The sequence below is a fragment of the Microbacterium sp. NPDC058389 genome, from assembly GCF_042722305.1.
Taxonomy (GTDB): domain Bacteria; phylum Actinomycetota; class Actinomycetes; order Actinomycetales; family Microbacteriaceae; genus Microbacterium.
In genome coordinates, this window is record NZ_JBHXJQ010000001.1 from 474,439 (window position 1) to 486,468 (window position 12,030).

11 protein-coding genes are annotated in these 12,030 nt (G+C 70.2%); 7 read left to right on the forward strand and 4 right to left on the reverse strand.

Annotated features, from left to right (window positions below; genetic code table 11):
- Positions 1–34 precede the first annotated feature (34 nt).
- Both lpdA and ACFWJ8_RS02420 read right to left on the reverse strand, forming a co-directional pair.
- Positions 35–1,408: a dihydrolipoyl dehydrogenase gene (lpdA, locus tag ACFWJ8_RS02415; RefSeq protein WP_378808450.1), complete on the reverse strand. Its 1,374-nt coding sequence runs from the start codon at positions 1,406–1,408 to the stop codon at positions 35–37.
- The gene (locus ACFWJ8_RS02420; RefSeq protein ID WP_378808452.1) at positions 1,405–2,892 is read right to left on the reverse strand and encodes a leucyl aminopeptidase; all 1,488 of its coding nucleotides are present in this window, start codon (positions 2,890–2,892) and stop codon (positions 1,405–1,407) included. The genes lpdA and ACFWJ8_RS02420 overlap by 4 nt, the downstream gene beginning before the upstream one ends.
- An 85-nt stretch (positions 2,893–2,977) precedes the next feature.
- Between ACFWJ8_RS02420 and ACFWJ8_RS02425 the strand changes: the two genes are divergently transcribed.
- From ACFWJ8_RS02425 to ACFWJ8_RS02440, 4 genes are all read left to right on the forward strand, one after another.
- Positions 2,978–3,895 carry a PAC2 family protein gene (locus ACFWJ8_RS02425; protein ID WP_378808455.1) on the forward strand — a complete coding sequence of 306 codons (918 nt, stop codon included), beginning with the start codon at positions 2,978–2,980 and terminating at the stop codon, positions 3,893–3,895.
- Positions 3,896–4,151: 256 nt separating this feature from the next.
- Entirely contained in the window at positions 4,152–5,486 is a 1,335-nt protein-coding gene (locus ACFWJ8_RS02430; protein WP_378808458.1) for an RNA polymerase sigma factor, read from the forward strand.
- Complete coding sequence (locus ACFWJ8_RS02435) at positions 5,483–6,178, forward strand: coenzyme F420-0:L-glutamate ligase (protein WP_378808461.1); 696 nt, start codon at positions 5,483–5,485, stop codon at positions 6,176–6,178. Before ACFWJ8_RS02430 ends, ACFWJ8_RS02435 begins: the two co-directional genes overlap by 4 nt.
- A gap of 112 nt (positions 6,179–6,290) precedes the next feature.
- Positions 6,291–6,731: a VanZ family protein gene (locus tag ACFWJ8_RS02440; RefSeq protein ID WP_378808464.1), complete on the forward strand. Its 441-nt coding sequence runs from the start codon at positions 6,291–6,293 to the stop codon at positions 6,729–6,731.
- A gap of 7 nt (positions 6,732–6,738) precedes the next feature.
- Here ACFWJ8_RS02440 and ACFWJ8_RS02445 read toward each other — a convergent pair whose 3' ends face one another.
- Complete coding sequence (locus ACFWJ8_RS02445) at positions 6,739–7,761, reverse strand: sugar-transfer associated ATP-grasp domain-containing protein (protein ID WP_378808467.1); 1,023 nt, start codon at positions 7,759–7,761, stop codon at positions 6,739–6,741.
- 43 nt (positions 7,762–7,804) lie between these two features.
- On the opposite strand from ACFWJ8_RS02445, the gene ACFWJ8_RS02450 reads away from it, so the two are divergent.
- Together ACFWJ8_RS02450 and ACFWJ8_RS02455 are read left to right on the forward strand one after the other, a co-directional pair.
- Positions 7,805–8,485, forward strand: a complete 681-nt coding sequence (locus ACFWJ8_RS02450) for an alanine racemase C-terminal domain-containing protein (RefSeq protein WP_378808470.1) — start codon at positions 7,805–7,807, stop codon at positions 8,483–8,485.
- The gene (locus ACFWJ8_RS02455) at positions 8,482–9,531 is read left to right on the forward strand and encodes an alanine racemase (RefSeq protein ID WP_378808473.1); all 1,050 of its coding nucleotides are present in this window, start codon (positions 8,482–8,484) and stop codon (positions 9,529–9,531) included. The genes ACFWJ8_RS02450 and ACFWJ8_RS02455 overlap by 4 nt, the downstream gene beginning before the upstream one ends.
- A 21-nt stretch (positions 9,532–9,552) precedes the next feature.
- Here the strand turns inward: ACFWJ8_RS02455 and ACFWJ8_RS02460 are convergent, their stop codons facing one another.
- Positions 9,553–9,771, reverse strand: a complete 219-nt coding sequence (locus ACFWJ8_RS02460; protein WP_378808475.1) for a hypothetical protein — start codon at positions 9,769–9,771, stop codon at positions 9,553–9,555.
- 170 nt (positions 9,772–9,941) lie between these two features.
- Between ACFWJ8_RS02460 and ACFWJ8_RS02465 the strand changes: the two genes are divergently transcribed.
- Positions 9,942–12,023 carry a type IIA DNA topoisomerase subunit B gene (locus tag ACFWJ8_RS02465; RefSeq protein WP_378808478.1) on the forward strand — a complete coding sequence of 694 codons (2,082 nt, stop codon included), beginning with the start codon at positions 9,942–9,944 and terminating at the stop codon, positions 12,021–12,023.
- Positions 12,024–12,030: the final 7 nt, after the last annotated feature.

Consider the following 12,030-nt stretch of genomic DNA (forward strand, 5'->3'; position numbering starts at 1 on the left):
GATCTAGCTTAGTGATGGGGGGCGGTCTGGAGGGTCAGAGCGCGTGCAGGGGCTTGCCCGCGAGGGCGAGGAATGCCTCGCCGAGCGCTTCCGACTGGGTGGGGTGCGCGTGGATGAACGGCGCGAGGTCTTCGGGGTGCGCCTCCCATCCCACGGCCAGCTGGCCTTCGGTGATGAGCTCGCCGACGCGGTCGCCGATGAGGTGGACGCCGAGGACGGGTCCGTCCTTCTCGCGCACCACCTTGACGACGCCGCTCGTGCCGAGGATCTCGCTCTTGCCGTTGCCGGCCAGGTTGTACTCGTACGCGACGATGCCGTCGGCGCCGAGTCTGTCGGCGGCCTGCGCCTCGGTCAGCCCGACCGAGGCGACCTCGGGGTGGCTGTAGGTCACCTTGGGGATCTGCGTGTCGGGGATCACGACGGGGGAGAGCCCGGCGATCTCCTCGGCGACGAAGATGCCCTGCTGGAAGCCGCGGTGCGCGAGCTGCAGGCCGGGCACGATGTCGCCGACGGCCCACACATGCGGAACCCCGGTGCGCAGGCGCTCGTCGGCCACGACGAAGCCGCGGTCCAGCGCGACGCCGGCTTCCTCGTACCCGAGACCGGCGGTCGCGGGGCCGCGGCCGACGGCCACGAGCAGGTAGTCGGCGGTGAAGGTCTTGCCGTCCTCGAGCGTCACGGTGACGGCATCCGTCGTCTGCGTCGCGGACTGGAAGCGCACGCCGAGGGAGTACTGGATGCCGCGGCGACGGTAGGCGCGTTCGAGGCCCTTGCTGAGCGAGAGGTCCTCGTTGGGCACCAGGTGGTCGAGGGCCTCGACGATCGTGACGTCGGCGCCGAACGAGTGCCACACGCTGGCGAACTCGACGCCGATGACGCCGCCGCCGAGGATGACGACGCTCGACGGGATCTCATCGAGCTCGAGCGCCTGCTCGCTCGTGAGGATGCGCCCGCCGATCTCGAGGCCGGGGAGCGTGCGGCTGTACGAACCCGTGGCGAGGATCACGTCGGTGCCGCGGTAGAGGTCGTCTCCGACGCGGACCGCGGGGCCCGCTTCGAGGCGGCCTTCGCCGGGCACCACGGTGATGCCGCGCGCCTTCACGAGACCCTCGAGACCCTTGTACTTTTTCGCGACGATGCCCTCGCGATAGCTGCGGACGCCTGCCGCATCGATCCCCTCGAGGGTTGCCCGGATGCCGTACGCGGCGGCCTCACGGGCGGTGTCGGCCACCTCCGCCGCGTGCAGCAGCGCCTTGGTGGGGATGCAGCCGCGGTGCAGGCACGTCCCGCCCACCTTGTCCTTCTCGATGAGGGCGACGGTCTTGCCCAGCTCTGCCGCGCGGAGCGCGGCGGCGTAGCCTCCGCTGCCACCGCCCAGAACGACGAGATCGAAGGTGTGGTCGGTCATCGTGCCTCCTCATCGAGGTCAGTCAGGACGAAGCGGATCAGGCTGCGCACCGTGGCGGCAGTCGGTCCCTTGTCGGTGTAGCCGTACGGCGCGCCCTTGTGGGTCCCGCTGCCGGCGATGTCGAGATGCACCCAGGGGATTCGGGGGGCATCCGCTTCGTCGCCCGTGCGGCCGACGAAGTGACGCAGGAACAGGCCTGCGAAGAGGGACCCGCCGGCGGGATCGCCGATCTTGGCGTTCTGCAGGTCGGCGATGGGGGAGTCGAGCTCCTCGACCATGTGCGCGGGGAGCGGCAGCTGCCAGGCGGGCTCGCCGGCGACCGCGGCGGCGGCGAGGTACTCCGCGACGGCGGCGTCATCGCCCATGACGCCGGTGTGGCGGGTGCCGAGCGCGACGAGGATGGCCCCGGTCAGCGTGGCGACGTCGACGATCACGTCAGGGTGCTCGCGGCTGGCGGCCACGAGACCGTCGGCGAGCACGAGGCGTCCTTCGGCATCCGTGTTGAGCACCTCCACGGTGCTGCCGTCCAGCATGCGCAGCACATCACCGGGGCGCGTGGCGCGGCCCGAGGGCATGTTGTCGGCGACGCACAGCCACGCCGTGACGCGCACGGGAGCTTGCACGGCCGCGGCCGCGCGCACCACGGCGAGCACGGTCGCCGCGCCGGCCATGTCGTACTTCATGCCGACCATCGAGGCGGCGGGCTTGAGCGACAGCCCGCCGGTGTCGAACGTGATGCCCTTGCCGACGAGCGCGATGTGGCGCGTGGCGCCGGCGGGCGCGTAGTCGAGGCGCACGAGGCGCGGCGGCCGGTCGGAGCCCTGCCCGACGCCGAGGATGCCGCCGAAGCCCTGCTCGCGCAGCGCCTCTTCGTCGAGCACCTCGACCTGCACCGGCAGCTCCGACACGGCGTCGGCGGCCTTCTGCGCGACGTCCGCCGGGCCGAGCCATTCGGCGGGGATGTTCACCAGGTCCTTCACGAGTGCGACCGATGCCGCAGTCTCGAAGGCGAGGCGAAGCGCGGCGTCGTCCGACTCGGCCGTGCCGTGCACGACCACGCGGGAGGCACGGGCCTTCGGCGCCTCCGACTTGTAGCCGTCGAACCGATATCCGCCCAGCGCGGCGCCCTCTGCCGCGGCGGTCCACAGCACGGCGTCGGCGAACGGAGCGGTGACGGCGACGGTCGCGTAGCCCGTGAGGGAGCGGATGCCGGCGCCCACGGCGTCACGCAGCGCAGAGGCATCCGGGTCCGCGCCCGTGCCGACGACTGCCAGTGGGAGCGTCGTGGACCCCGGCGCGAACACGCGCAGGAAAGCCCCGGTCGCGCCGCTGAAGCCGAGCGCGGAGAGCGCGTCACGCAGCCCGGGCCAGTCCGACAGGTCGGGCGCGCCGTCGCCGTCGATCGGCGGCAGCGCCAGGAGCAGGGCGTCGGCTTCGGACTCTCGGACGGGGGTGGTGCGGTACTCGAGGTCGGGGAACGACATGGTGTCCATCCTACGGAGCATGCGTGTTCGCTCTGAGCGCGACCGCCCCGACCCGGGGCCGTCCGACGGCTCGTAGCATGGGTGCATGCCTTTCTCCGGCCCGCTGTTCGAGCGCGCGGCATCCGCGCCCCCGGTACCGCGCGGTCTGCCGCTGGTGATCGCCCTGACGGGCTTCACCGATGCGGGCAGTGCCGTCAGCCGTGTCATCGACTACGTGCGCGACGATCTGTCCCCCTCTCCGCTCGTCGTGTTCTCGAACGACACGCTGCTCGACTACCGCGCACGGCGCCCGATCGTGTCGTTCGAGAAGGACCACCTCACGGACTATCGCCCGCCGCGGCTTGAGCTTTCGTTCGCGCACGATTCGCTCGGGCAGCCGTTCCTGGTCCTTGCCGGCTATGAGCCCGACTTCGCATGGGACGCGTTCGCCGCGGCCGTGGTCGACCTCGCCGAGCTGTACGGCGTATCCACCGTCACGTGGGTGCATGCGATCCCGATGCCGGTGCCGCACACGCGTCCGATCGGCACGACGGTCAGCGGGACCCGTACCGAACTCACCGAGGCGCACTCGGTGTGGCAGCCGCACACGCAGGTGCCGGCCACGGCGGGTCACCTCCTCGAGTACCGGCTCGCGCAGGCGGGCGCCCGCGTCGCGGGGTTCGTCCTGCTCGTGCCGCACTACCTCGGCGACTCGGAGTACCCGGCGGCCGCCCTGGCCGCACTCGACAGCCTCACCGTCGCGACCGGGCTGGTCTTCGCCGGCGACGAGCTGCGCGAAGAGAACCGCGAGTACCTCGAGAAGGTCACCGAGCAGATCGAGGGCAGCGACGAGCTGGCCCGCATGGTCCAGGGGCTCGAAGAGCGCTACGACTCCTATATGGCCGGTTCCACGCTCGCGACGCCGATGATCCACACCGGAGATCTTCCGAGCGCCGACGAGCTCGCGGCCGAGCTCGAGCGGTTCCTGGCCACGAGGCCCGAGGACGACAAGCGCGGGTCCTGACCCGCAGACTCCGTCCGCGCGCGCGCGCCGCGGAATTCTCGTTCCGGCCTGCGCGTTGTGACAGATACGGAGGTGCGCCGGCCCGGGCGGGGCGATGCTGGCGGCGCACGGCAAGTATGAGATACTAGACGCTCTGACCCGTTGTCAACCGTCCTCGCGAGACCTCTCTGCGAAGCACGGGACTTGACAAGGGTCTTACTAGTGTCCGAAACCGACCGGAGACGCGCCGAGCGCGTCGACCGGTGAAAGGCGAAACGTGACTCCAGGCACGAACACCAAGGCTCGCTCGGCCGCGAAGGACACCGAGTCGGACGAGACGAAGACCACAGCCGCGAAGAAGGCTCCCGCAGCGAAGGGCGCCACCAAGGCCAAGGCTGCGCCCAAGACCGCTTCCAAGCGCGCGAAGAAGTCGGACGACGAGTTCGAGGACGACGTCGAGGAGCTCGACGAAGACGTCGAACTCGACGACGAGGCCGCCGACGACGAGTCGGGCGACGCGACGGACGCCAAGAGCGCGGGCAAGCCGGCCTCCGGCGACGACAGCGCCTCCGAGGACGACGAGGAGGACGAGGAGAGCACCAAGCCCGCGTTCACCGAGCCGCTCCCCACGGGCGCGATCGTCATCTCGTCGAGCGACGAGGACGACGTCCCCGTCTACTCGACCCAGATCACCGGCGCGACCGCCGACCCGGTCAAGGACTACCTCAAGCAGATCGGCAAGGTGCCGCTCCTGAACGCGGCCGAAGAGGTCGAGCTTGCGATGCGCATCGAGGCCGGTCTGTTCGCCGAGGAGAAGCTGTCGCACATGTCGGCGGCGGAGAAGACCTCGCAGCTCGGACTCGACCTGCAGTGGGTCGCCCGCGACGGCCAGCGCGCCAAGAGCCACCTGCTGGGCGCAAACCTTCGTCTCGTCGTGTCGCTCGCCAAGCGCTACACCGGCCGCGGCATGCAGTTCCTGGATCTCATCCAGGAGGGCAACCTCGGTCTCATCCGCGCGGTCGAGAAGTTCGACTACACCAAGGGCTTCAAGTTCTCGACGTACGCGACCTGGTGGATCCGTCAGGCGATCACCCGCGCCATGGCCGACCAGGCCCGCACCATCCGCATCCCGGTGCACATGGTCGAGGTCATCAACAAGCTCGCGCGCGTCCAGCGCCAGATGCTGCAGGACCTGGGCCGTGAGCCCACGCCCGAAGAGCTCAGCCGCGAACTCGACATGACCCCCGAGAAGGTCATCGAGGTGCAGAAGTACGGCCGTGAGCCGATCTCGCTGCACACGCCTCTCGGCGAGGACGGCGACAGCGAGTTCGGCGACCTCATCGAGGACACCGAGGCCGTGGTCCCCGCCGACGCGGTGGGCTTCACGATGCTGCAGCGTCAGCTCGAGTCGCTCCTCGACTCGCTCTCGGAGCGTGAGGCGGGCGTGATCCGCATGCGCTTCGGCCTCGGCGACGGCCAGCCGAAGACGCTCGACCAGATCGGCGACACGTTCGGCGTCACGCGTGAGCGCATCCGCCAGATCGAGTCGAAGACCATGGCCAAGCTGCGGCACCCCTCGCGTTCGCAGTCCCTGCGGGACTACCTCGAGTGAGTGAGGCGAACGCCGGCAAGGCGCTCACCGTCCAGGTCGAAGGTTCGTCGTTCGCTCGCATCCCGATCCGCACGCGGGTCGTGATGCCGGGCGACGATCTCGATGAGTTTGTCCGCGAGTACGCGACCGACGTCGTGCGCAAGGACGACCTGCTGTTCGTGACGGAGAAGATCGTCGCGATCACCCAGGGCCGCTCGTACCTCGTGGAAGACATCAAGCCGCGCAAGCTCGCGTTCTTCCTCTCGAAGTACGTGACGCGCACGCCGTACGGCATCGGACTCGGCATGCCCGAGACCATGGAGATGGCGCTGCGCGAGTGCGGCACGCTGCGGATCCTGTTCGCCGCGGCCGTCTCCGCGGTGACGAAGCTGTTCGGCCGCAAGGGCGACTTCTACCGCATCGCCGGCGACAAGGCCCGCGCCATCGACGGTCCGACGTCGGGCACCATCCCGCCGTACAACAAGGCGGTCGTGCTCGGTCCCGAGCGTCCGCGCGAGGTCGCCCAGCATCTGAAGGCGCTCCTCGGCGACGTGCCCGAGGTCGCGGTGGTCGACATCAACGACCTCGGTGGCAACATCCTCGGCTCGACGCTCGACAAGGCCGGCGAGAAGCAGCTCGTCGCGATCCTCAAGGACAACCCCCTCGGTCAGGGCCACCAGTCGACGCCGCTCGGCGTCGTCCGCGCGGTCTGACCGTCCTCCACGCGAAAGGCGCGGTGCCCTCGGGCACCGCGCCTTTCGCGTTCCGGCGACCGAGCGCAGAACGCATACGCTCACGCAACATCCGGTCGGGTGAGGTGGAGGGATGACCCGATCCACCCAAGACGTCTCACCCCTCGTCCCGCGACTCGTGCTCGCCGGTCTGTCGGCGGCAGTCGTGCTGGTGCTGACGCTCGCACCGCGCAGCGTCGTCGCACCTGCGCGCGGCGCTGTGATGGCTCTCGCCGAGCGCCTCGCCGCACCGCTCGTCGCCGACGTCGGCTACCTGCAGCTGGAGAGCGGACTGAACGCGCTGCTGTTCGTCCCGCTCGGCGCAGCCCTGGCGCTGCTGCTGGGCCGGCGGCTGTGGGTCTTCGCGCCGCTCCTGGGCCTCGTCGTCTCGTTCGCCGTCGAGTGCGCACAGGTGCGGATCCCCGGGCGCGTCCCCGACCTGCAGGACGTGGCCTGGAACACGATGGGCGCCACCGTCGGCGCGGCAGCGGCGGCGCTCGTCCTCCTGCGAGGCCGAGTCCGCCGCGGCGCCTGAGGCGACGTCAGAAGCCGATGGCCTTGCGGTAGCGGGCCTTGTGGCCGGTGCGGATCCCGGTGACGCTCGGCTTGTTCTCGTACACGCCGGCGCCCCAGTTGCCCTCGACGAGGACGGGGCCGTCGGGGCTGACGACGATGTCCCAGCCCACGTACTGGACCTGCGGCACGACGCGCGCGACCTGGTCGACGAACGCCTTGACCTCGTCGATCATCGGAAGCTGGAAGTCGGCGATCACGAACCCGCTGTCGGGGTGCGTCACGTGCACGTGCGCGTGGGAGTCGTAGCCGGGCCCGACGGCGTGGCCGTTCTCATCGAGCATCGTGTAGAAGCCGCCGAAGGTCATCTGGTCGCTCACCGCGCCGCGGCCGAACTTCTGCGCCATCGCGAGGATGTGGGTCTGCTGACCGTCGAAGAACGCCGTGACGCGGGTGGTGTTGACGGTGCCCGGGCACACGGCGGCGAGATCGGCGTGCTGGCGGATGACCTCTTCGACGAGCAGCTCGCCGCGCTCGAGGAGCCCGCGGTGGAAGCCGTCCCAGTCGGTGATCTCGGCCGCGTGATAGCGGTGCACGCCGGTGCCGGCCTGACCCACCGGCTCCTTGGTGACGATCGTGCCGTGCTTCTCGGCGAACGCGCGCACCTCGTCGGCGTTGCCCGCTTCGACGACCATCCAGTCCCGGCGCAGGAAGTCGCTGAACCTACGGTCGAACTCGACCTTGTCCTGGAACAGACCGCGATAGTCGGGGTGGTCGTACTTCTGCGACAGCTCGTTCGAGACCGGGTGCGTCATGTAGGTGGCGCGCTCGGCTCGGTTGAGGATCGCGAAGTCGTAGTCCACGTAGTCCTGGAATCCGACCTGCCGGAACCCGGCCGACCACAGCATGTCGACCACCACCGCGGGCGTCCACTTGCCGTGTTCGTGGGCGGTCTCCTTCGCACGCTCCAGCACGGATCCGACATCGATGCGGCGGACGCGCCAGGCGAGATAGCGAAGGCGGTTCGAGAGGGCGAGGCCCTGAGAAGACATGCGTGCTCCGGGTTCGGTTCGGGGACCCCGATAGTCTAGAGGCGTGAGTTCCGCTATCCCTGGGCACGACATGTCGACGCCGGGATCCGGACCCCGCAGCGCGCCGGTCGCGCACATCTCGCGTGCGGTGCTCACCGCGAACGCCCGTGCGGCGCGGGCGCGCGGCATCCACTCGTTCTCTCCGCAGATCTTCGCTGAGGATGCCTGGGGCCACGGTGCCGGTCTCGTACGCGCCGTGCTCGTGGCCGAGGGGCTGACCGCCGGCGACCATGGAGACGGCCCGACTCTCAGCGCGCCGGAGCTGCTCGGCGTCGCACATCCGACCGCGGCGCCCGCGCTGCGGCTCACCGGCACCGTGCTGTCGGTCAAGGACCTGCGCGCCGGCGAGGGCGTCTCGTACGGGTTCGCCTTCCGCGCACCGGCCGACACGCGCGTCGCACTGGTGACCGGCGGCTACGCGCAGGGCATCGTGCGGGGTCTCGGCGGCGCCGTCGACGTGGCGATCGCGGGGGAGCGGCATCCGATCGTCGGGCGTGTCGCGATGGACGTGTGCGTGGTCGAGATCCGGGATGCCGTCGTCGGGCGCGGCGACGAGGTGCTGTTCCTCGGCGATCCCGCGAAGGGCGAGCCCGCCCTGGCCGACTGGGTGCGGGCGACGGGCATGCTCGCCGGCGAGCTCATCACCCCGGTCGGCCTGCGATCGATCCGCGAGGAGGCACCGTGACCGCTCGGCTGCACGTGGACCTGACAGCCCTGACGGCGAACCTCGACCGTGTGCGCGCCGCCGTCGCCCCGGCCGCACTCATGCTCGTCGTGAAGGACGACGCGTACGGGCACGGCCTGGAGCCGGTCGTCCGCACAGCCGCGGCAGCCGGTGTCGACTGGTTCGGGGCGTTCGACGTCCGCACGGGCGCCGCGGTGCGGGCCGTGGTCGGCGAGGGCCCCCGCATCTTCGCGTGGATCGCCGCGTCGCGAGACGACCTCGACACCGCCATCGCCGCCGACCTCGATCTCGGCATCGGCGACGCGGAGCTGCTCGAAGAGCTCGTGGATGCCGCACGCGCCGCCGCCGCGACGGTCCGGGTCCACCTCAAGATCGACACCGGGCTTCACCGCAACGGCGTGCGTCCCGAGGCGTGGCCCGCGTTCGTGACGCGTGCGGCAGAGCTGGCGAGGGACGGCGCGATCGACGTCGTCGGCGTCTGGAGCCACATCGCCGAAGCCTCCGACGCCGAGGACGACGACGCCCGGGCCCTGTTCGACGCGGCGCTCCGGGAGGCTGCGGCCGCCGGCATCCACGTCTCCGTCCGTCATCTCGCCGCGAGTGCGGCGTCCTTCGCCCGGCCCGAGTTCCGGTACGACATGGTGCGCGTCGGAGCGTTCTGCTACGGCATCCGCTCGGCCGGCGGACCGGCGGCCGGCGAGCTCGGCCTCCAGCCGATCGCGCGCCTGGAGGCCGATGTCACCGCCGTGAGCGCCGACGGCGTGCGGATCGGGATCGGGGCGCTGGACGGGCTGCCGACGTCGCTGCGCGGTGGCCGGGCTCAGGTCGGAACGCCCGCAGGCGGTCGCCGGCTGGAGGTCGTGGGGGAGCGCGACAGCCTGATCGAGGGGTGGCCGGGAGCCGTCGTCGGCGACACGGTCACCGTGTTCGGCGCGGGAACGCGCGGCGAGGGGTCCAGCACGGACCTCGCCGAGCTCATCGGCACGATCGGCGAAGAGATCGCGGTGCGGGTGTCACCGCTGGTACCGCGCGTCCACTCGCAGTGAGCGGGCCGCGCGGCCTGCGGATCACTCCGAGAGGCGGGCCGTCTCGTCGTGCCACGACGTGGCGATGGCACGGAGCTTCTCTTCGTACTTGCGGCCGTGGTGGGCGCAGAAGAGCATCTCGGTGCCGTTGACCTCGGCCGCGATGTAGGCCTGGGCGCCGCACGAGTCGCAGCGGTCCATGGCCGTGAGACGGTACTCGAGGACGGCGGAGGTCTCGGTGGGTGTCGATAGCGTGGTCATCTCGGTGCCTCCTCGTATACGTAGAACGTCGTTGCCGGTCATGAAATACAACCACGCCGGGGATCGGAGAATGCCGCAAGTCGCTGACATTTCGCTCAGCGCGTACGTGACCGCGCGCGCGACGCGTGTCTGCGCGAGGGTGTCGGGGACCCCGATTACGATGGGAGATTGTGACCGCCGAGTACTCAGCCCATCATCTCCAGGTGCTCGAAGGGCTCGAGGCGGTCCGCAAGCGCCCGGGCATGTACATCGGCTCGACCGATTCGCGCGGCCTCATGCACTGCCTGTGGGAGATCATCGACAACGCGGTCGACGAGGCCCTCGGCGGCTTCGGCACGCGCATCGACGTCATCCTGCACGCCGACGGCAGTGTCGAGGTGCAGGACCGCGCGCGCGGCATCCCGGTCGACATCGAGCCGCGCACGGGCCTCTCCGGTGTCGAGGTCGTCTTCACGAAGCTCCACGCCGGCGGCAAGTTCGGCGGTGGCTCGTATGCGGCCTCCGGCGGTCTGCACGGCGTCGGCGCGTCGGTCGTCAATGCGCTGTCCGAGCGCCTGGACGTCGAGGTCGACCGCGGTGGCAAGACCTGGGCGATGTCGTTTCACCGCGGCGAGCCCGGCGTCTTCTCCAACGGCAGCCCCGCGTCGGCCTTCACGCCGTTCCAGGAGCGAAGCGAGCTGCGCGTCGCCGGCCGCGCGGCCAAGGGCGCCACGGGAACCCGCATCCGCTACTGGGCCGACCCGCAGATCTTCACGAAAGACGCAGCGTTCAACCTGCAGGAGCTCGAGCAGCGCGCCCGTCAGACGGCGTTCCTCGTGCCCGGCCTCGAGATCGTCATCCGCGACGAACGCCCCGGCCGCGAGACCGAGGAGCCCGTCGAGACCAGCTACCGCTTCGACGGCGGCATCTCGGAGTTCGCGGACTTCCTCGCCCCGGACTCGGGCATCACCGACACCTGGCGGCTCACCGGCACCGGATCGTTCACCGAGACGGTGCCCGTGCTGCAGCCCTCCGGCGCCATGGTGCCCACCGAGGTGCAGCGCGAGTGCCATGTCGACATCGCCGTGCGCTGGGGCACCGGCTACGAGACGGTGTCGCGCTCGTTCGTCAACATCATCGCCACACCCAAGGGCGGTACCCATCAGCAGGGCTTCGAGCAGGGGCTCATGAAGGTGGTTCGCGACCAGGTGACGCAGAACTCGCGCCGCCTGAAGGTGGGCAATGACAAGCTCGAGAAGGACGACATCCTGGCGGGCCTGACCGCGGTGCTCACGGTGCGCCTGCCCGAGCCGCAGTTCGAGGGACAGACGAAGGAGGTGCTCGGCACCCCCGCTGTCCGGCAGATCGTCACGAACGTCGTCACCCGCGAGCTGACGGCGCGTTTCACCTCCACCAAGCGCGACGACAAGGCGCAGACCGCGCTGCTCCTCGACAAGGTCGTCTCCGAGATGAAGGCGCGAATCTCAGCGCGCACCCACAAAGAGACGCAGCGGCGCAAGAACGCGCTGGAGTCCTCTTCGCTTCCCGCCAAGCTTGCGGACTGCCGCTCCAACGACGTGGCCGAGTCCGAGCTGTTCATCGTCGAGGGGGACTCGGCCCTCGGCACCGCCAAGCTCGCCCGTAACAGCGAGTTCCAGGCGCTGCTGCCGATCCGCGGCAAGATCCTCAACGTGCAGAAGGCGTCGATCAGCGACATGCTGTCGAACGCGGAGTGCGCCGCGATCATCCAGGTGATCGGTGCCGGCTCGGGTCGGTCGTTCGACCTGGACGCGGCCCGCTACGGCAAGATCATCCTGATGAGCGATGCGGACGTCGACGGCGCCCACATCCGCACGCTGCTGCTCACGCTGTTCTTCCGCTACATGCGTCCGCTCATCGACGAGGGCCGGGTGTACGCGGCCGTGCCGCCGCTGCACCGCGTCGTCGTGATGAACCCGGGCTCGAAGCCCAACGACACGATCTACACGTACTCCGAGCAGGAGCTCCACACCTTGCTCACCAAGCTCACGAAGGCCGGCAAGCGCTGGCAGGAGCCGGTGCAGCGCTACAAGGGCCTCGGCGAGATGGATGCCGACCAGCTGGCCGTCACCACGATGGACCGTGCGGGGCGGACGCTCCGTCGCGTGCGCATGCAGGACGCCGAGGCCGCGGCGAGCGTGTTCGAGCTCCTCATGGGCAACGACGTCGCTCCGCGCAAGGAGTTCATCATCGACTCGAGCGACCGCCTGGTTCGCGAGCGCATCGACGCCTGACGACGGC

Bases quoted from the DNA above. Each gene is read 5' to 3' on its own strand.
- ACFWJ8_RS02460 (WP_378808475.1), bottom strand. From the start codon at position 9,771: ATGACCACGCTATCGACACCCACCGAGACCTCCGCCGTCCTCGAGTAC.
- ACFWJ8_RS02425 (WP_378808455.1), top strand. From the start codon at position 2,978: ATGCCTTTCTCCGGCCCGCTGTTCGAGCGCGCGGCATCCGCGCCCCCG.
- ACFWJ8_RS02440 (WP_378808464.1), top strand. From the start codon at position 6,291: ATGACCCGATCCACCCAAGACGTCTCACCCCTCGTCCCGCGACTCGTG.
- ACFWJ8_RS02420 (WP_378808452.1), bottom strand. From the start codon at position 2,892: ATGTCGTTCCCCGACCTCGAGTACCGCACCACCCCCGTCCGAGAGTCC.
- lpdA (WP_378808450.1), bottom strand. From the start codon at position 1,408: ATGACCGACCACACCTTCGATCTCGTCGTTCTGGGCGGTGGCAGCGGA.
- ACFWJ8_RS02445 (WP_378808467.1), bottom strand. From the start codon at position 7,761: ATGTCTTCTCAGGGCCTCGCCCTCTCGAACCGCCTTCGCTATCTCGCC.